Genomic DNA, 17,065 nt, shown 5'->3' on the forward strand with positions numbered 1-17,065 from the left:
CGTCCTGGGCAACCCCCAACACGACCGCACCAAGGCATTCCTCTCCAAGGTGCTGTAGGGGGTCGTACGGGGAAGGGGGTGCGGACACTGGTCCGCACCCCCTTCTCGTCGCGGCTCCGCACCCCTTCCCGTAGCACCATGGAGTAGGGCGTTCCTAGACGGGCGGCACGGGCGGTCAGATGCCTCTGACCACGCAGAAGGGATGTCCGGCCGGGTCGGTGAGGACGCGCCACCTGGCCTCGTTCGGCTGGTGGTCCGGCTTGGCCGCGCCCAGTCGCAGGAGCTGGGCCTCCGCCTCGTCCAGGTCGTCGACGTCGAAATCGAGGTGGAACTGCTGGGGGACGGTTTGGTCGGGCCATTGTGGAGCCTGGTAGTCGTCGACCCGTTGGAAGCCGATGAGGAGGCCGCCCTCGCCGCAGAGGCCCGCGAAGTCGGCGTCCGACTTGGGGTGGGGTGCGAGGCCGGTGGCCTGCTGGTAGAACGCCGCGAGGGCGAGCGGATCCGGGCAGTCCAGTGTGATCGCGGACAACTTCATCTGCAGGGGCATGGCACCTCCGGCCGACCTGTGGGCTTCGCAGACCTCAACCTAGACGCGGCCCCCTGGATGCGCCCGCGAGTTTTCGACGGCCGCTCACCACTTCGGCTGCCGGAGCGCGAAGCCGTCGCCCTCCCGTCGGACTTCCACCACGCCCCCGCCCCCGAAGTGGGCGGGCACCACCAGTTCCCGTTCGGCGGCGGCTCGTTCGAGGATTCGGCGTCGGCTCGTCACCGCCCCTCGGGCGTCCAGGCAGAAGCAGCTGTTGCACGAAGGGGCGAGGACCTGGACAGGGCTGTGCAGCAGGTCGCCGACGAAGACCGCCCTGTCCGCTCCGGACGCCAGACGCAGCACGCTGGAACCCGGTGTGTGCCCCGGTGCCGGTTCCAGCGTGAGGTGGGCGTCGATGCGGTGGGTGCCGTCCCAGACCACGGACTGCCCCGCCCGGTGCACGGGCGCGACGCTGTCCTGGTAGACGAGCCGGTCGTCCTCCTGCCGGCCCTTGCCGTCCGCGTTGTCCGGGCCGAAGTGGGCGTCGTCCGCGGCCGGAATGAGGTACTGGGCGTTGGGGAACGTCGGGATCCACTCCCCCTCGGCGCCGCTGGTGTTCCAGCCGACGTGATCGGCGTGGAGGTGGGTGTTGACCACGACGTCGACGTCCTCCGGGTGGACGCCCGCCCGCGCCAGGCCGCCGAGGAAGTCGCCCTGCCAGTGGTGGAACTGCGGCTGGCCGGGGCGCTCGCGACCGTTGCCCACTCCGGTGTCGACGAGCACGGTCCGTCCGCCGCTGCGCAGCACCCACGTCTGCAACGCCATCACCGCCCGGTCGCCGTCCGGCTCCCAGTGGTCCGGCGCCAGCCACTCCTCGTTCGCCTCCCACACGTCCGCTCCGGAGTCCGGGACCAGACCACGGGCCGGCGCGAACGCGCCCTGCCACTCGACGATCCGGATGACCTCGACGTCTCCCAGCACCATGCTCTGAGGGCTCTCATTCTCCATGAGACCGAGCCTAGGAAGGGCCGATGAGCCTCTCAATGCTCATGCCGCTCCGCTGAATACGCGAACGGATCAGAGCCGAGTCGGGCTATACGCTGCATCGGTGGACGTAGTGAGCGACGCGATAGCGACCGTACGCATCGGACAGCCCTCCTCCGACCGGGTGCGGGCGAGCGGGACATGGTGCACACGGCTCGCCCCGTACGACGGTGCGGGCTTCCATGTGGTCCTGGAAGGTTCATGCTGGCTGCTGCCCGACGGCGGCTCGCCCGTCCAACTCGGTGTAGGGGACGCGGTATTGCTGCCGCACGGTACGGGACATGTGATCGCCGACTCCCCCGCCGACCCGGCGACCGTGGCAAGGGCCGTTTCCTTCGAGCACTGGGCTGACGCCCGTGCGCACCGCGACCCGGCACCGTCACCGGGCCTGAGTTCTCTCGGCGGGGTGGAGATGCTCTGCGGCAAGTACCGTCTCGATCGCAGCCGCGCGCACCCCCTCATGGCGGAGCTGCCCCACCTCGTCCACCTGCCGAACCGCGTCGGCGGCAATCCGGAACTGCGCGCCGCGATCGACCTGCTCGGCAGCGAGTTGAGCGCGCAGCGGCCCGGCTCCGGAATCGCCGTCCCGAGCCTCGTCGACCTTCTGCTCGTCTACATGATCCGCTCGTGGGTGACCCGGCACTCCACCGGAGCCTGGTCGGCCGTGCTCGGCGACTCGGTGACGGCGGCCGCCGTACGGGCGCTGCATGCGGACCCGGCGGCGCCGTGGACGAACGATCGTCTGGCCGGCGAGGCCGGCGTCTCCCGGCCCACCCTCGCGCGCCGGTTCACCGCCCTCGTCGGGCGCCCGCCCATGGCCTATCTCACGTGGTGGCGGCTGACTCTGGCCGCCACCATGCTCCGCGACACCCAGGAGTCCTTGGCGGTCATCGCGCGGCGCGTCGGCTACGGAACCCCGTACGCCCTCTCCCACGCCTTCAGCCGCGAGTTCGGCACGACGCCGGGACGCTACCGGACGCGGAACTCGGCGCAGCGGGACACGCGGTCCGCCCCCTGACCCGCCCTCGGATCAGGGCCTGGCCAGGACGTCGGCGAGGGCGTCACGACTGCGCCGGAGATCGTCGATGCGTTCGTCCGTCGCCGCCAGCTCCCGGTCCAGGATCGCCCGCACGTCCACGCACCAGTCGAACTCCGGGAGCTCACCACGGGCGCACGGCAGCACCGCGCGGATGACGTCCGTGGACAGTCCCGCCTGCAGCAGCGCACGCACCTGCCGCACGATGACCACGGAGTCGTCGTCGTACTCGCGGTACCCGTTCGGTCCGCGGCCCGCTTCCAGGAGCCCCTGCTCCCCGTAGTACCTCAACAGCCGTGTGCTGACTCCCGTACGCCGGGACAACTCCCCGATCAGCATGTGACCCGCCCCATTCGGCACCCCATCCCGCTCCGGCCCCCATCCCGCGCCCGGCCTCGCCATCGACGCCCATCCTCAACACCGCACCGAGCCCCTGGCATTCCCGCACGGCCCGCCCACAAGCCCCGCCGCCACCGCGGTCGCCCGCCTCCCGGATACCGGGCGCCGGACCGATTCAGCAGGTGCGGCGCACGTACCCTGGCTTCCCGGCCGGCCGTACGTCAGCGTCCCGCAGGACGATCGAGAGCGTGTCGCCCCAGGCCGCACAGGCCGCGTCGAGGCCCGCGGCCTCGTACTCGATGACGAGCACGCGGTTGTCGAAGGCGGTCGCGTACGGTGCGCACTCCTCGTACTGGCCGCACTCCTCGGCGACCGCGAAGTCGAAGCCGAGGCTTCGGCCCCTCTTCGCGAGGTCCGCGGCGTTCTTCTGGCCGATGGCGAGGCCGGCCGCGTGGGCTCGGTCGACGAGGAGGCGCGCGAAGGCGAGGTCGTGCTCGGCCGTGAGTCGGCCCCCGGACCGTTCGTACGAGTCGAGGTTGTCCGCCTCGACCGCCTGGTAGCCGTCGGTGGCGCACCCGTCGATCCACTCTCCGACGATCGCGGCGAGGCGCTCGCGCTTGGCCGGTGTGGAGACGTCCAGCAGGGCCTCGCCCCAGTCCTCGTCCATGACCAGAGAGCCGGTGGTGTTGCGCAGGAGGAGGTCGGGGTGGTTGGCCCGCCACCAGTCCGTGGCGTCCGGTTGGGCCTGGAAGGCGTTGACGTAGCAGATGTTGTAGAGGCCGGGCGCGGGCTTGACCGTACGGTCGCGGGAGACCGCACCGACACCGGACGGAGGCGAGTACGGCCCGCCGATCTGGTAGTCGAAGCCGACGTGGGGCTCGGGTGGCACCACCTTCCCCGACGGCGCCTGGGACGAGGGCGCGGAGTCGTCGGCGCCCTGCGGGTCGTCGGAGGACGTGCATCCGACGACTGTCGCCGCGAGGACGCCGGCCAAGGCCAGGGCGGACAGCACGTTGCGGACGGGGCGCGGGGCTCTGGCGATCACGGTGCGGGGCTCCTGGCTGCCTCACGGGGGGGCGCTTACCCGTCCGGCGGGAGTGGTCGGTTTGCTGCGGCAGGGGCGACCGCAGTCATACGGTACGGCCCCGCGCGGCCGACGGCTGCGTCGGCCTGCCGGACATCGTGTACGCCGGCAGTACCGTCACCACCGCCACATCGGGTCGGACGAACGTCCCATTCATTCCGTGCCGCCGTCACGTCTGCCGACGTCTCGGCGGGTGGGGTGCTACGACGCTTCGACGGCGGCCTTGATCCGTTGCCCGAACGCGTCGGCGTCCTTGCGGGCGGCGCCGAGCGCGAGGCCGACGAGCAGCTTGCCGATGCCGTGGCCCTCCAGCACGTTGAAGATCCGGACCCGCGTACCGCCGTCCGGCAGGGCCTCCAGGTCGTAGCCCCCTTCGGACGCCGTCACGATGTTCTTGGACACCTCGGCCCAGCGCATCCGGCGCGGTGCGTCGAACTCGGTGATGCGGAACTCGCGCGCCGTCTTCATGCCGGCGTCCTTCACCGTGCTCCGGAACACCGTGCCCACGCCGGTCGGCGCGTCGGGAACCCGCTCGATCCGTTGCACCCGTGGGCTGAACTTGGGGTCGTTGCGCCCGTCGGCGAGGAACGCGAAGACCTCGTCGATGGGGCGGCCGACATCCGTCGTCGCCTCGAACTGTCCGGACATCGGGCCACTCCTTGATCGCTTCCGTCGTGACGGCGAGCGTATGGCTCCGGGCCGGGCCGCGCGCGACGGAGTGCGCCGCGTGGGTGATGGTCCGGCGGTGCCAGGTGGGTGGTGGGTCGGGGTCAGCTCCAGCGGATGCGGGGTGGGCGGACCGCGGCGCACAGCGGCAGTCCGCAGGCGTCGGTCAGCCCGAGCCGCCCCTCGGCCTTGCCGCCGGCGACGGCCTGCTCCGGGAGGTCGTCGAGGAAGAGTTTGGCGCGGCGGAACATCGTGAACTCCTCGCCCGGCGGCTGCTCGCCCCACGTCAGGTAGAGGAACCGCGCCCCACGCCGACCCTGGACGTGAGGTCCGCGGAAGTCCCGGGCGCCGGGGCCGTCCGGGGTGTCGATGGCCTGGACGGTGAACTCCCACACCGCCTCGGGCGCGTCGCCCGGCACGGCGCCCTCCGGCTCGCGCCCGCACTGGACCGCGACGTGCACGTCCCGGTACTCGCCGCATTCACGCCCCGGCAGGTCGTTGCCGACGATCCGTACGAAGAGGTCCGCCATGCCATCCGCTCCCTGGGCTCTCATCGGCCGTCGACGTCCGGCGCCCATCGTAGGACGCGGTCGGCGTGGGCCGATGACAAAGGCTCGCTGCCGCATACGGGGGAGATGCGGCAGCGAGCCTTCACCACCACCATAGCGGTTGATCGTTCAACTGGAAAACTCGACGCCGGACGGGAGGCGGCGCCGGTCAGAGCGAGGTGAGCGGTTCCGCCTCGTAGGCCCGGTGGAGCAGCTCGACGAAGGACGGGGCCTCAGGGAGTGGCACGGAGCCGATGCGGTGGACCGCGACGCCGGGCGTCCAGGAGTTCATGACCACTCCCCCGGACAGGTCCGGCAGATCGGCGATCGTGACCTCCTGGTGGCGCTGTGGGACTCCCAGGCGGTCCAGCTGCCGCCTGACGACGGCCATCGTGGTCCCGCCCAGCATCTCGGCGACGGGCCACACCACCGAGGCTCCGTCCCAGAAGGCCAGGTTCCAGATCGAGCCTTCGCTGATCCTGCCCCGCCGGTCGACGAACGCGGCGTCGTCGAAACCGTCACCGACACCGCGGCGGAGCGCGTACGTCTTGGCCACTTCGCCGACGTGCTTCACACCCGGCAGGAAGCGCTCGTACGGGACCGCCGCCAGCGCCAGCGGACCGTCGGGGCCGCCCGCGCCCGGTCCGGTACGCACGAGCAGCTCGGGCTCCTCGTCGGCGGCGGCGGCGACGGTGAACTCGCCCGACGGTGAGTACGCCGTGGCCACCAGCGAGACATCGGCCGGACCGGCACCCCGCGCTGCCGTTCGGAGCCAGGTGCGCACGCGGTCGTCGGGGAGCGCGCGGCCGAACAGCTCCACGGAGGCGTTCCGCAGCCGCTCCAGGTGGAGGTCGAGGCCCCGGACCCGGCCGCCGCGCACCTGCATGGCGGTGAAGTGGGCGTAGCCCGCGAAGGCCAGCGGCGCGAGCTCCTCGGCGGTCGCCGGCCGGCCGTTGCGGTGCACAACGAAGGTGGTCATGGTGTCGCTCCTGCGGTACGGGAGGGGTGGGGGTGTGCGACGCCCGCGGGGTCGCTCATGGCGCGACGCTATGGCTTCACATCAATGGGAAGGTCAAGTCCGGGCCGCTGCGGCAGGATGGGGGTCATGAACACTTCCGACTGGGTGCCCCTGTTCAGCTTCGAGAACGTTCCCGGCTGCCCGCGGCCGGGGCGGCTCATGGCGGTTTGACTGCGCGACCGCGGTATCGACTGGAATCCCTTCGTCGGTGACGACATCAAGATCGACCTCATGTGCGGGGTCCGCGCGGACGGGCGTTGGCACGGCACGGTCACGGTGAACGTCCGCGCCGAGGTACTGCGCCGGTTCGGCCTCCATCCCGACCAGCCGACATCGGCTCCGGCCGACCCGTTGCCACCGAGCTGGTGGGGTCCTTGGGCGCGCTGACGGACCGTCGGCAACCTCTTCCGTCACATGCGTATCAAGGTCGGCGTTTCGGCCATCTCACCGCTCGGCGCAGGGCCGTTCGCCCCAAGGGTGGATGCAGACCGCATCCGACGCGGGGCACGTCCCCGCGCGGAATCCGCTCCGGCTCAAACACATGTGTTCGATATCCGTGCGTTCGTCGTTGACCCCGGTGCCCATGCCGAAGAGGCTCAGACGACCGTGCAGGAGACCGAAGTTGACTTCAGCCGAGACCACGGACACCCAGGCCGCGACACCACGAGCGACCCCCGCACCGCCGCCGCCACCGCCGCCCGCCGAGATCGCGTACACGGGGGAATACTCCGTGAACCCGCTCGACAACGTCACCTTCCAGGCGATGTGCGCCCGGCTCCCCGCCGTCCTGCGGCGCATCGCCGCGATGTCCTGGGCCGTGGACCGCCGGGCCGTTCTGCTGCTCCTGGCCTGCCAGGTCGTCACGGGCGTGGCGGCCGCCGTCCTGTTGAGCGCCACGGCGCGGGCCATGGGTCCGATCCTGGGCGGCGGGGCCATCGCCGGACGGCTGACGGACGCGCTGCCCGCGCTGCTCGTGGTGGCCGGCGCGACCGCGGCCGCTCGCGGTGCCGGAGCCCTCGCCTTGTACGGGGAGCGACGGATCACGCCCGGGCTGACGACCGTGACGGACTCCGCCCTGGTCGAGGCGGTCTGTCGGGTCGAGGCGGCGGCGTACGCGGTGGACGGGTTCGCCGACCGGCAGGAGGCCGCGGAGATGGGGGTGATCCGTACGCATGTGATGGTCAGCGACGCCCAGCGCTTCATGTCCGCCCTGATCAGGATGGTCACCGCGACCGGGGTTCTGGCGGTGCTCAACGTGCTGATGCTGCCCCTGCTGCTCCTTGCGGTCCTCCCGGCCGGCGTGGGCGCGGTGCTCACCGCGCGTGTCGACTACGAGATCCACTACGCCAATGTCGCCGACCGCAATGTGCGGGGCATGATGCGCTGGTGGTCGACGACCTCCAAGTACGCCGACGAGGTCCGGGCCAACGGCATGACCGACTACCTGCTGTTCTGGTACCGGTCCCTCTCCGAGCGGGTCGACCGGCGCACGCTCGCCGCCGCCCCTCGGACGCTGCGGATCGCGCTCGCGTCCTCGTTGGCCGGCGGAGTGTTCCTCGTCGCCACCTGGGCGGCCCTCGCCTGGCTCGCCGTCACGGGCCGGATCGCGCTCGCCGTCGCCGCCACGGCCGTCGTCGCCGTCCAGACGACCCTGGCCGCGCTGTCCCAGGTCGTCGTCAACGGGGCCGCGGTCTTCCACACCAGCCTCTACCTCGGCGACATGCAGGCGTTCCTGGACGACGCCGGGCGCAGGGCGCCGCGGCGCGGTGAGCTCGCCGTCGCCGCGCCGGTGGAGGAGATCCGGCTGGAGGAGGTCAGCTATCAGTACCCCGGCAAGGAGAAGCCGGCCGTGGACGGCGTCTCCCTGACGCTGCGGCGAGGGGAGATCCTCGCGATCGTCGGGGTGAACGGCTCCGGCAAGAGCACCCTGACCCGCCTGATCACCGGGATCTACCTGGCCGACAAGGGCCGGGTGACCTGGAACGGCTCCGACCTGGCCGGCGTCGACCCGGCGAGCGTCTGGGACCGCACCGGCCTGGTTCCGCAGATCTTCGCGCAGTGGCCGCTGCGCGTCCGCGAGAACGTGACGCTGGGACAACCCCGCACGATCGACGACGGGCCGGTGTGGGAGGCGGTCGAGGCCGTCGGCATGAAGCAGGCCGTGGAGAACCTGCCGAAGGGCCTCGACACCCTACTCGCCCGGGAGGTGTTCGGAGGTGTGGAGCTGTCCGGCGGCCAGTGGCAGCGTCTCGCCTGTTCCCGTGCGCTGTTCCGGCGGCCCGAGCTGCTGATCCTCGACGAGCCCACCTCCCAGATGGATCCGCGCGGGGAGCACGGCATCTTCGAGCGCATCAAGGCCATCGCCGGGGACCGCATCACGATCGTGGTGACGCACCGACTGGAGAACACCCGGATCGCCGACCGTGTGATCTGTCTGGAGAACGGCCGGATCACCGAACAGGGCAGCTATGACGACCTCGTTCACGCCGGAGGTGTCTTCGCCGAGCTGCTCGCGCTCTCCCAGGACCGCTGAGGCTTGCACATCGTGCAATTCTGCTTTTACAGTGTTCAAGCAAGCCCTTGAACGCCGTTGAAGTCGTGGTGTCCGCCCCGGCGGACACCACCCGCACTGGGGGAACGCCATGCACCACGAACCGTCCGCACACACGCCCGAGCCCGTATCGCTGCCCTACGAGCGCCCCGCCGGCTGCCCCTTCGATCCGCCGGCTCCCCTCGCCGAGCTGCGCGCGCGGCAGCCACTCAGCCCCATGGCCTATCCCGACGGGCATCAGGGCCGGCTGGTCACCAGCCACTCCCTCGTCCGCGCCGTCCTGGCCGACCCCCGCTTCAGCTCGCGGTACGAGCTGATGCACTACCCCATGCCCGGCGGCCCCGAGGGCGAGCTGCCGCCCGCGCCGCCCGGCGACATGACCGGGATGGACGCGCCCGAGCACACCCGCTTCCGGCGCCTGCTCGCCGGCAGGTTCACCGTCCGGCGGATGCGGTTGCTCACCGAGCGCGTCGAGGAGATCACCGCCGAACACCTGGACGCGATGGAGGCCCAGGGCCCCGGCACCGACCTGGTCCAGGCGTTCGCGCAGCCCATCCCGGCGCTCATGATCTGCGAACTGCTCGGCGTGCCCTTCGCCGACCGCGAAGTCTTCCAGGGGTTCGTGACCGCCCTGATGAGTCTGGACTCCACGCCCGACGAGCGGATGGCAGGCATGACGGGCCTGCAGGAGTACATGCACGGGTTGGTACTCGCCAAGCGGGCCGAACCCACCGACGACCTGCTGAGCGACCTGACGAGCAGCGATCTCACCGACGAGGAACTCACCGGCGTCGGGGGCTTCCTGCTCGGTGCGGGCCTCGACACCACGGCGAACATGCTGGCGCACGGCACCTTCGCGCTGCTGCGGCACCCCGACCAACTCGCCGCCCTGCGCGCCGATCCGGACCTCGCCGACCAGGCCGTCGAGGAGCTGATGCGGTATCTGAGCATCGCCCACACGACGGTGCGCGTGGCCCTGGAGGACGTCGAGCTCGACGGGCAGGTCATCAGGGCCGGCGAGTCGGTCACCCTCTCGATCCAGGCCGCCAACCGGGACCCGGAGCGGTTCGAGGACCCCGACAGCCTCGATCTGCACCGCAAGGCCACGGGGCAACTGGGCTTCGGACACGGGATCCACCAGTGTCTGGGCCAGCAACTCGCCCGTGTCGAGATGCGTGTGGCCCTGCCCGCGCTCCTCACCCGGTTCCCGACGCTGCGCCTGGCCGTCCCGGCCGATGACGTGCCCCTGCGGACGGACATGAACATCTACGGTGTGCACAGCCTCCCCGTGACCTGGGACGGGAAGTAGCGCCATGGAACTGAGCATCGTGCGCGAACGCTGCCAGGGCGCCGGGATGTGCGTCCTGACCGCACCCGAGGTGTTCGACCAGAACGAGGCCGACGGCCGCGTCGTGCTCCTGGAAGCCACGCCCCCCGTCGAGCGGCGAGCGGCCGCACACGAGGCCGCCGAGCTGTGCCCCGCGAGCGCCATCACCGTCGACGGCCACACGGGCCCGGCGCCGGTGTAGCGGAGCGGCTCACTATCGCGCTCGGGCCGTCCCGCATGCCCGAGCGCGACCCCCTCCTCGCCTCGCGCCCATCACCCGACGGGATTCCTCTCGCACGGCTGGGAAACCTCCTCTGGCCTGCGGAGATGTCGAAGTGATCCCTCGCACACACCGGCCGGTACGTGCCCGCCCCCGTGCTAGCGTCCGCGAGCGTGACATCCGCCCCCGGCGGGCCCGGGCCCGCGTCCCCCACGGATCCGGCCGGCCCCTGCCCGTACGGTCGGGCGACCGGCGACTCGCCCCTTCCGCCGCACGAGGCGCTCGGCGAGTTCGGGGCGCTCGGGGCGCTCGACCTCTTCGGTGAGGGTTTCGTCCGCGACCCGTACCCCTGGCTCGACGTCCTCCGGGCCGAGGCCCCCGTCCATCACGATCCCGCGACCGGGCTGTGGCTGGTCAGCCGGTACGACGACATCCGCCGGGTGCTGCTGGATCCGGCGGTCTTCCGGCCGGACAACGCGCAGCATGCCATCACGCCGCTGGGTGTTCCGGCTCTCCGGGTGCTCGCCCGGGCGGGTTTCCGGGTCCGCCCCGCACTGGCCAACAACGGCAGCGAGACCCACCCCGGGCTGCGCCGCGTGGTCACCCGGTTCTTCAACGCCCAGCGGGTCGCCGCGGCCGTGCCGGTGATCGAGCGGGTCGCCGACGAACTGCTCGACACCGTACGGACCGAGATCGACGCCACCGGCGGCAGCGACCTGTTCGGCGCGTTCGCCCACACCCTGCCCTGCCGGGTCATGATGGAGCTGCTCGGCATCGACGGTCTCGACACCGCGACCCTGGTCCGCTGGAGCGACGCCTCGCTGGAGTTGTTCTGGGGGCGGCCGACGCCCGAGCGACAGCTCGAACTCGCCGCGCTCGTCGCCGAGTTCCACCAGTGGCTCACCACGGCCGTGACGAACCGGACGGCTCCGGCGGACAGTTTCGTCGGCGCGCTGGTCCGGCACCGTCTGCCCGACGGGAAGCCGCTGGACGTGCAGACCGCGGTCGGCGCGTGCTTCTTCGTCTTCGTCGCCGGGCAGTCGACGACCGGCCAGCTCATCGCCACCGTCCTGCGCGGCGCGCTGGCCGAGCCGGGCGTCTGGCCGCGGGCAGCGCACGAGGAGGGTCTGGCGCAGGCGTGGGTCGAGGAGGTCCTGCGCCGTGAGCCTCCTGTCACCACCTGGCGCCGCGTCACCGAGCGGCCGGTGGAGCTCGGCGGGGCACCTCTCCCCGCCGGCGCCGAACTGCTGCTGATGCTCATGGGCAGCGGTTCCGACCCCGAGGTCTTCGACGCCCCGGAGGAGATGCGCCCGTACCGCACCAACTCCCGTCACCATCTGGCGTTCGGTGTGGGCCGGCACCGCTGCCCGGGCGCCTCTCTTGCCCGTACGGAGGCGGCCGTCGCCCTCCGAGCGGCGGCCCGCCGCTTTCCCGCCCTTCGCCTCGCTCCCGACGCCCCTCCCCCGCCGGTCCTCGACCTGCTCTCGTTCCGCGCGCCGCTCCAGGTCCCGGTCGCGCCTTGAGGCCGTGCGTCTCGGTGTGAGGCGCGCGTTCCCCGGGTGAGGTCCGTTTCCGCCGGGTCGTGGGATCTTGCCCGGTCGCACACACCTGCCTGACACTGGTGTTCCACAGGAACGGACCTGACACGGGACAGCAGGAGAGACACGTGGGCACTGCCAGGATCGCGATCGTGACGAGCGAGGCGTACGCGGACCTCGACGAGGATCTTCCGCTGATCGTGGAAGCGCTGCGCGCGGAAGGCTTCACCGCGGAGGCGGTGGCCTGGGACGCCGACTCCGTGGACTGGGGCGGCTTCGACCTGGCCGTCATCCGGTCGACGTGGGACTACGCGGATCGGCTCGACGACTTCCTGGCATGGGCCGAGGACGCGGGCCGCGCGACCCGGCTGAGGAACACGGCACAGGTCGTGCACTGGAGCAGCGACAAGCGGTACCTGGGGGCGCTGGCCCGGCAGGCTGTCTCCGTCGCGCCGACGCGATTCATCGAGCCCGGCGAGCAGGTGCGCCCCGAGCACTTCGACGAGCCCGAGGGTGTCGTGGTGAAGCCGACGGTCTCCTTGGGTGCGCGTGACACCGCGCGGTACGAGCCGGGGCGTCGGTCGGACGCCATCGGCCATGCCCGGATGCTGCTCGACCAGGGTCGGGCCGTCATGGTCCAGCCGTATCTCCCCCTCGTGGCGGAGGGGGAGCGCGCCCTGGTGTTCTTCTCCGGCGCCTTCAGCCATGCCATCCGGAAGGGGCAGGTGCTGACCGAGCCCAACGTGATCGACAATGCCCGGACGCCTCATCCCGACGTCGTCCCGTATCAGCCCAGCGAGACGGAACTCCGTACGGCGCTGGAGGCGTTGGCCGCCGTCCCCGGGACCGAGACGCCGTTGATCGCCCGCGTGGACCTGGCGCTCGACTCGTCGAGGACGCCCGTGGTCATGGAGCTGGAGCTCATCGAGCCGAACCTGTTCCTCGGGGCCAACCCGGAGGGACTGAAGCGGTTCGTCGAGGCCGTGGCCGCCGAAAGCCGCCGCTAGAGACTCCTATGCGGGCAGTCGGGCGCATCGTCGGCAGGCCCGGGCCGAGGGTGCGGTCAGGGCGTGCGACGCCGCCGCGAGTGCGCAGGCCACGGCGATCAGAGGCCAGTTGGCGGCCATGACCGCTGCCACGGCGAGCGTCAGTGTGGCCAGCGCCATCGCGATGCTCGCGGTCGTGCCGGCCCACGCGACGACGAGAGGCAGTCGGTCCGGGGTGGGGAGCCTGCGAGCGAGGGTGCCCGAGGCCGCCAGCATGGCCGCGGCGAGCAGTGCGGCGACGCCCGCGACCCCGGCCAGAGGGACCGCGAGGAGCTGACCGGTTCCGGCGGCGCTGTTGAAGAGCGCGTACCAGCAGGCGAGGAGGAAGGGAGCGGTGAGGACGACGGACCGCGCGGTGTGCCGGGCCTGGGCGATGGTCAGTTCGCGCTGGCACCCGGGCGCGAGCTCGTCGGGCGTGCCGAACTCCCGTACCGCCTGCCGGACCGCCTCCTCGTAGGGCGTTCCCTCGCGGGTGTACGCCTCCGCGGTGTCGGCGAGTCCGTCGCGCACCTCCTCGATCAGGCGCGCCTTGGCCCGGACCGGGCCGTGCAGGGCGCCCGCCAGGTCGGCGGCGTACTCCTCGACGAGGTCGCCCGGGCGACCGGCGGCGCTCACGTGGCGGGCCGGGGCGAGGTGGCGGGGTTCAGGACGGAGCCGATCGCCGCCGTGAACTCGCGCCAGGCGGTCCGCTCATTCGCCAGGGCGCTCCGGCCCGCGTCGGTGAGCGCGTAGCACCGTCGGCGGCGTTCGCCGACCGAGTCCCAACTGCTGCTCAGCAGTCCGATCCGCTCCAGCCGGTTGAGCGCCGGATAGATCGTGCCGGTCCGCAGATCGAGTACGCCTCCGCTGCGCTGCTGGACCGCGGTGATGATCGCGTAGCCGTGCAGCGGCCCCTGCTCCAGCACGGCCAGCAGCAGTCCGTCCAGGTGCCCTCGCACCGCATCCGCCCTCATAGGTAGGCAGCCTACTCAATGGAGGCGTAGACATGCTATCTATTGGCAGCCAACATATTGAGAACGGCTGGAGGGGCCTTCCATGACCAAGTTGCTGCTGTCCATACACGTACTCGCGGCGATTCTGGTGGTCGGACCGATCGCCGTGGCCGCCTCGCTCTTCCCGCGGTATGCACGGCAGGCCGCACCCGGGGAGATGGACCCGGATGCCACCGACGAGAGGACCAGCGCCTCGTCCGTCGCCGCGGTCCTGCACCGGATCTGCCGCGGCTACGCCGTCGCCGGTGTCGCCGTTCCGGTCTTCGGGCTCGCGACCGCCATCCAGCTCGGCGTGCTCACCGACGTCTGGCTGATCTCGTCGCTGGTGCTGACGGCGATGGCCGCGGCCGTCCTGGTCCTCGCGATCCTGCCCCGCCAACAGCGGATGCTCACGGCCGGGCCGGACATGGTCGTCGACGGCGCTCCCCAGGCGCTCGCGGCGCGACTGGCCATGCTCACAGGGGTGTTCAACCTTCTCTGGGCGATCGTCGTCGTCCTCATGATCGTGCGTCCCGGTTCGACGACGGGAGCGTGACGACCGTGCGTACTCTGCGCATCGCCGCCGGCGTCGAGGCGTTCTCCCTCGTGGCCCTGCTGGCCAATCTGCTCACCACGCACACACCAGCCGTATCGAGCCTCGTCGGCCCGCTCCACGGCACCGCCTACCTCGTCGTCTTCGCGGCCACCTGGCAGGTCTCCAACGCCGCCATGTCAGGCACCCGTTGGGCCGCCGCCGTCCCCGGCGTGGGCGGACTGCTGGCTCTGCGGCGACTGAGGAGCGAGGGAGCATAGGGCCGTCGGACATCGCCGGTGGGCATGGGTGGCGCCTCATGGTGTTGGCTGAGGAGCGACACCCGTCCCGGTCCGTACGAGGAGCCGCCATGCCGACCGCCGAGCAGCCGCACGAGCCCCACCGCAACGTCCGCCCGCCGACCGCGCAGGCCTCTCTCGGTGCGGGCGTCGTGGTGACCGACGAGCGCGGGCGGGTCCTGCTGGGTCTGCATCCCACGGGCGCGTGGGAGCTTCCGGGCGGCAAGGTGGACGCCGGCGAGTCCATCGAGGAGGCGGCGGTCCGTGAACTCGCCGAGGAGACCACGCTCGTGGCCGCCGACGACGTCGAGGTCATCGGGATCCTGCTCGACTCGCTCACCTCGACGGACCTCACCCGAATGACGGCGGTGGCCGTCGTACGAGCCTTCGCGGGTACCCCGGCCGTGGCGGAGCCGGACAAGATCCGGCGTTGGGAGTGGACTTCCCTCGACCGCCTCCCCCGGTCACTGTTCACGCCCTCCGCCCAGGCGCTGAAGACCTGGCGTCCCGAACTGCCCATCGAGGACGGTCCGTTCCACCGCTACCGCATCGCACCGGCGCACTGACTCCCGGTCCGGGACTCTCGGCGGCCTCAGATGTCGGCGATCACGGCGTACCGCTCGTCGTCCACCCGCTTGCCCCACAGGTCACTGTCCCCCTCGCCGTCCAGCTGCTCGATGCGCAGACGGGAGACGAGGGGACGGACCGCCTCGGCCAGGTCCTCGGCACCGATCCCGCCGTGCCACGGAAGCGACTCGGCTCCGGCGACGTACGGCACGCCGCTCTGGCCCGACTCCCGCCAGCGGCCCTCGACCAGGACGAGCCGACCCCCCGGCCGGAGGCGGCCGACCCACTCGCGTAGGGCGACCTCCGGATCGGGGAGCGTCCAGAGCAGATGCCGGGCCAGCGCGACGTCGAAGCGTTGCTCCCCGGTCGGTGGCCCCATGGCGTCGCCGGTCAGAAAGCGGCCCCGGAGGCCGGCGGCGTCGAGTTTCGCGCGCGCCTGCTCCACCATCTTCGGCGCCAGGTCGACGCCGGTCACCCGGTGCCCCGCCTCGGCCAGCAGCAACGAGAGCGATCCCGTGCCGCAGCCGATGTCGAGGACGTCGACCGGGTCCGAGGGCATCCAGTCGCGCAGGTGCCGGGCCCAGGCGGCACGCGTGCCGGCGGCCCGGAGGCCGTGGTCCGGTTCGTCGTCGAACGCCGCGGCGGCGGCATCCCAGTAGGCGGCGATCGATGCGGTGCGGTCGGTCATCTCGCGATCCTCGCACCCAGCACCGACACCCGTCCGGCGCCGGGCCACCCTCTCACGCTATATTCAACGAGTTGAATAAGTAACGTGTTGAGTCAATCGCGGCGTGTCGGTCAGGACACGACGCTCACGGAGGAGCGAAGCGCCCATGCACAACGGTCCGTACACGCGATACGTCGCGCTGGGCGACAGCCAGACCGAAGGTCTCGGGGACGGCGACGACGCCACCGGGCTGCGTGGCTGCGCCGATCGGCTCGCGGAGTTGATCGCCGACACCAGCCCCGGACTGACCTACGCCAATCTGGCCGTGCGGGGGAAACTCGCCGGGCAGGTGCGGGCGGAGCAACTCGGACCGGCCCTGGCGCTGCGTCCGGATGTGGCCACCGTGGTCGCGGGGATGAACGACCTGCTCCGGCCCCGCTTCGACGCCGACGAGGTGGCCGGTCATCTGGAGGCGATGTTCGCCGAACTCACCGCCCAGGGCACAAGGGTGGCCACCGTGACGTTCCCGGACGCCGCGCGCGTCATCCCGCTCGCCCGGCCCCTCACCGCCCGCGTCACCGCTCTCAACGCCCGCATCCGGGAGGCGGCCGGCCGGCACGGTGTCGCGGTGGCCGAGACCTGTGCGCATCCCGTCGTCACGGACTCGCGCCTCTGGAGTCCGGACCGGCTCCACGCCAGCCCGCTGGGGCACGAACGCATCGCCGCCGCGGTCGCCGACGCCCTGGACCTTCCCGGCAGCAGCGACGCATGGACCCGCCCGCTCCCGGCGCATCCGGGCCCGCCGCGGTCCGGAGCGCGAGCCGCGCTCGACGAGTTGCGGTGGGTCGCGGCCTTCCTGGGCCCATGGGTCGGCCGGCGTCTGCGCGGCCGCTCCTCCGGGGAAGGCCGCACGGCCAAGCGCCCCGAGCCGACGCCGGTCCGGTCCTCGGTGGCGTGACGCTGCCCCCTGATACGAAACGTGGGGGCGGGCGGGGCGGGCGGGCCGGGCCCTGGCCGGGGCGGGGCGGGGCGGCGCCGGGGCGGGGGGGGGACGGGGGGGCGGGGGCGCCCCGGCCGGCGGGGGCG

20 protein-coding genes are annotated in these 17,065 nt (G+C 71.9%); 10 read left to right on the top strand and 10 right to left on the bottom strand.

Annotated features, from left to right (window positions below):
* Window positions 1-175: 175 nt before the first annotated feature.
* Together ACFVZW_RS30250 and ACFVZW_RS30255 are read right to left on the bottom strand one after the other, a co-directional pair.
* Entirely contained in the window at window positions 176-547 is a 372-nt protein-coding gene (locus ACFVZW_RS30250) for a VOC family protein (RefSeq protein ID WP_384527859.1), read from the bottom strand.
* An 84-nt stretch (window positions 548-631) separates the two neighbouring features.
* Window positions 632-1,534, bottom strand: coding sequence for an MBL fold metallo-hydrolase (locus tag ACFVZW_RS30255; RefSeq protein WP_384527862.1), 903 nt, complete (start codon window positions 1,532-1,534; stop codon window positions 632-634).
* Between the two features lie 100 nt (window positions 1,535-1,634).
* Between ACFVZW_RS30255 and ACFVZW_RS30260 the strand changes: the two genes are divergently transcribed.
* Window positions 1,635-2,588: an AraC family transcriptional regulator gene (locus ACFVZW_RS30260; protein ID WP_384527865.1), complete on the top strand. Its 954-nt coding sequence runs from the start codon at window positions 1,635-1,637 to the stop codon at window positions 2,586-2,588.
* Window positions 2,589-2,600: 12 nt separating this feature from the next.
* Here the strand turns inward: ACFVZW_RS30260 and ACFVZW_RS30265 are convergent, their stop codons facing one another.
* The 5 genes from ACFVZW_RS30265 to ACFVZW_RS30285 form a co-directional block, all read right to left on the bottom strand.
* A complete protein-coding gene (locus ACFVZW_RS30265) occupies window positions 2,601-2,945 on the bottom strand; it encodes a MerR family transcriptional regulator (protein WP_384527868.1) in 345 nt (114 codons plus the stop codon).
* 175 nt (window positions 2,946-3,120) lie between these two features.
* Window positions 3,121-3,990 carry an endo alpha-1,4 polygalactosaminidase gene (locus ACFVZW_RS30270; protein ID WP_384527871.1) on the bottom strand — a complete coding sequence of 290 codons (870 nt, stop codon included), beginning with the start codon at window positions 3,988-3,990 and terminating at the stop codon, window positions 3,121-3,123.
* A 240-nt stretch (window positions 3,991-4,230) separates the two neighbouring features.
* Window positions 4,231-4,677, bottom strand: coding sequence for an SRPBCC family protein (locus tag ACFVZW_RS30275; protein ID WP_384527874.1), 447 nt, complete (start codon window positions 4,675-4,677; stop codon window positions 4,231-4,233).
* Window positions 4,678-4,799: 122 nt separating this feature from the next.
* On the bottom strand, window positions 4,800-5,225 hold the full coding sequence (locus ACFVZW_RS30280) for a DUF5990 family protein (protein ID WP_384527876.1): 426 nt from the start codon (window positions 5,223-5,225) through the stop codon (window positions 4,800-4,802).
* A 187-nt stretch (window positions 5,226-5,412) separates the two neighbouring features.
* Window positions 5,413-6,222: an aminotransferase class IV family protein gene (locus tag ACFVZW_RS30285; protein WP_384527879.1), complete on the bottom strand. Its 810-nt coding sequence runs from the start codon at window positions 6,220-6,222 to the stop codon at window positions 5,413-5,415.
* Between the two features lie 622 nt (window positions 6,223-6,844).
* Between ACFVZW_RS30285 and ACFVZW_RS30290 the strand changes: the two genes are divergently transcribed.
* The 5 genes from ACFVZW_RS30290 (at window position 6,845) to ACFVZW_RS30310 (ending at window position 12,904) form a co-directional block, all read left to right on the top strand.
* Window positions 6,845-8,794 (top strand): ATP-binding cassette domain-containing protein, encoded by a 1,950-nt coding sequence (locus ACFVZW_RS30290; RefSeq protein ID WP_384527882.1) that lies wholly within the window; start codon window positions 6,845-6,847, stop codon window positions 8,792-8,794.
* 109 nt (window positions 8,795-8,903) lie between these two features.
* Window positions 8,904-10,121, top strand: coding sequence for a cytochrome P450 (locus ACFVZW_RS30295; protein WP_384527885.1), 1,218 nt, complete (start codon window positions 8,904-8,906; stop codon window positions 10,119-10,121).
* 4 nt (window positions 10,122-10,125) lie between these two features.
* A complete protein-coding gene (locus ACFVZW_RS30300) occupies window positions 10,126-10,341 on the top strand; it encodes a ferredoxin (RefSeq protein WP_384527887.1) in 216 nt (71 codons plus the stop codon).
* A gap of 191 nt (window positions 10,342-10,532) precedes the next feature.
* Window positions 10,533-11,882: a cytochrome P450 gene (locus ACFVZW_RS30305; protein WP_384527890.1), complete on the top strand. Its 1,350-nt coding sequence runs from the start codon at window positions 10,533-10,535 to the stop codon at window positions 11,880-11,882.
* Window positions 11,883-12,025: 143 nt separating this feature from the next.
* Complete coding sequence (locus ACFVZW_RS30310; protein WP_384527893.1) at window positions 12,026-12,904, top strand: RimK family alpha-L-glutamate ligase; 879 nt, start codon at window positions 12,026-12,028, stop codon at window positions 12,902-12,904.
* A 6-nt stretch (window positions 12,905-12,910) separates the two neighbouring features.
* Here the strand turns inward: ACFVZW_RS30310 and ACFVZW_RS30315 are convergent, their stop codons facing one another.
* Together ACFVZW_RS30315 and ACFVZW_RS30320 are read right to left on the bottom strand one after the other, a co-directional pair.
* Entirely contained in the window at window positions 12,911-13,558 is a 648-nt protein-coding gene (locus ACFVZW_RS30315; protein WP_384527896.1) for a permease prefix domain 1-containing protein, read from the bottom strand.
* Window positions 13,555-13,896, bottom strand: coding sequence for a PadR family transcriptional regulator (locus ACFVZW_RS30320; RefSeq protein ID WP_383562003.1), 342 nt, complete (start codon window positions 13,894-13,896; stop codon window positions 13,555-13,557). Before ACFVZW_RS30320 ends, ACFVZW_RS30315 begins: the two co-directional genes overlap by 4 nt.
* Before the next feature lie 82 nt (window positions 13,897-13,978).
* Here ACFVZW_RS30320 and ACFVZW_RS30325 point away from each other — a divergent pair, with 82 nt between their 5' ends.
* From ACFVZW_RS30325 to ACFVZW_RS30335, 3 genes are all read left to right on the top strand, one after another.
* Window positions 13,979-14,470, top strand: a complete 492-nt coding sequence (locus ACFVZW_RS30325) for a hypothetical protein (RefSeq protein WP_384527899.1) — start codon at window positions 13,979-13,981, stop codon at window positions 14,468-14,470.
* A 5-nt stretch (window positions 14,471-14,475) separates the two neighbouring features.
* Window positions 14,476-14,727, top strand: a complete 252-nt coding sequence (locus tag ACFVZW_RS30330; protein WP_384527902.1) for a DUF3817 domain-containing protein — start codon at window positions 14,476-14,478, stop codon at window positions 14,725-14,727.
* An 89-nt stretch (window positions 14,728-14,816) separates the two neighbouring features.
* The gene (locus ACFVZW_RS30335) at window positions 14,817-15,311 is read left to right on the top strand and encodes an NUDIX hydrolase (RefSeq protein ID WP_384527905.1); all 495 of its coding nucleotides are present in this window, start codon (window positions 14,817-14,819) and stop codon (window positions 15,309-15,311) included.
* A 26-nt stretch (window positions 15,312-15,337) separates the two neighbouring features.
* Here the strand turns inward: ACFVZW_RS30335 and ACFVZW_RS30340 are convergent, their stop codons facing one another.
* A complete protein-coding gene (locus ACFVZW_RS30340) occupies window positions 15,338-16,000 on the bottom strand; it encodes a class I SAM-dependent methyltransferase (protein ID WP_384527908.1) in 663 nt (220 codons plus the stop codon).
* Between the two features lie 145 nt (window positions 16,001-16,145).
* Between ACFVZW_RS30340 and ACFVZW_RS30345 the strand changes: the two genes are divergently transcribed.
* A complete protein-coding gene (locus tag ACFVZW_RS30345) occupies window positions 16,146-16,937 on the top strand; it encodes an SGNH/GDSL hydrolase family protein (protein WP_384527912.1) in 792 nt (263 codons plus the stop codon).
* Window positions 16,938-17,065: the final 128 nt, after the last annotated feature.

Source organism: Streptomyces sp. NPDC059567 (genome assembly GCF_042735655.1).
Classification (GTDB): Bacteria; Actinomycetota; Actinomycetes; order Streptomycetales; family Streptomycetaceae; genus Streptomyces.

Excerpts from the sequence above, each read along its gene's own strand:
- ACFVZW_RS30265 (WP_384527868.1), bottom strand. The coding sequence starts at position 2,945 with ATGCTGATCGGGGAGTTGTCCCGGCGTACGGGAGTCAGCACACGGCTG.
- ACFVZW_RS30335 (WP_384527905.1), top strand. The coding sequence starts at position 14,817 with ATGCCGACCGCCGAGCAGCCGCACGAGCCCCACCGCAACGTCCGCCCG.
- ACFVZW_RS30295 (WP_384527885.1), top strand. The coding sequence starts at position 8,904 with ATGCACCACGAACCGTCCGCACACACGCCCGAGCCCGTATCGCTGCCC.
- ACFVZW_RS30345 (WP_384527912.1), top strand. The coding sequence starts at position 16,146 with ATGCACAACGGTCCGTACACGCGATACGTCGCGCTGGGCGACAGCCAG.
- ACFVZW_RS30320 (WP_383562003.1), bottom strand. The coding sequence starts at position 13,896 with ATGAGGGCGGATGCGGTGCGAGGGCACCTGGACGGACTGCTGCTGGCC.
- ACFVZW_RS30280 (WP_384527876.1), bottom strand. The coding sequence starts at position 5,225 with ATGGCGGACCTCTTCGTACGGATCGTCGGCAACGACCTGCCGGGGCGT.
- ACFVZW_RS30275 (WP_384527874.1), bottom strand. The coding sequence starts at position 4,677 with ATGTCCGGACAGTTCGAGGCGACGACGGATGTCGGCCGCCCCATCGAC.
- ACFVZW_RS30340 (WP_384527908.1), bottom strand. The coding sequence starts at position 16,000 with ATGACCGACCGCACCGCATCGATCGCCGCCTACTGGGATGCCGCCGCC.
- ACFVZW_RS30255 (WP_384527862.1), bottom strand. The coding sequence starts at position 1,534 with ATGGAGAATGAGAGCCCTCAGAGCATGGTGCTGGGAGACGTCGAGGTC.
- ACFVZW_RS30325 (WP_384527899.1), top strand. The coding sequence starts at position 13,979 with ATGACCAAGTTGCTGCTGTCCATACACGTACTCGCGGCGATTCTGGTG.
- ACFVZW_RS30300 (WP_384527887.1), top strand. The coding sequence starts at position 10,126 with ATGGAACTGAGCATCGTGCGCGAACGCTGCCAGGGCGCCGGGATGTGC.
- ACFVZW_RS30250 (WP_384527859.1), bottom strand. The coding sequence starts at position 547 with ATGCCCCTGCAGATGAAGTTGTCCGCGATCACACTGGACTGCCCGGAT.
- ACFVZW_RS30290 (WP_384527882.1), top strand. The coding sequence starts at position 6,845 with ATGCCGAAGAGGCTCAGACGACCGTGCAGGAGACCGAAGTTGACTTCA.
- ACFVZW_RS30285 (WP_384527879.1), bottom strand. The coding sequence starts at position 6,222 with ATGACCACCTTCGTTGTGCACCGCAACGGCCGGCCGGCGACCGCCGAG.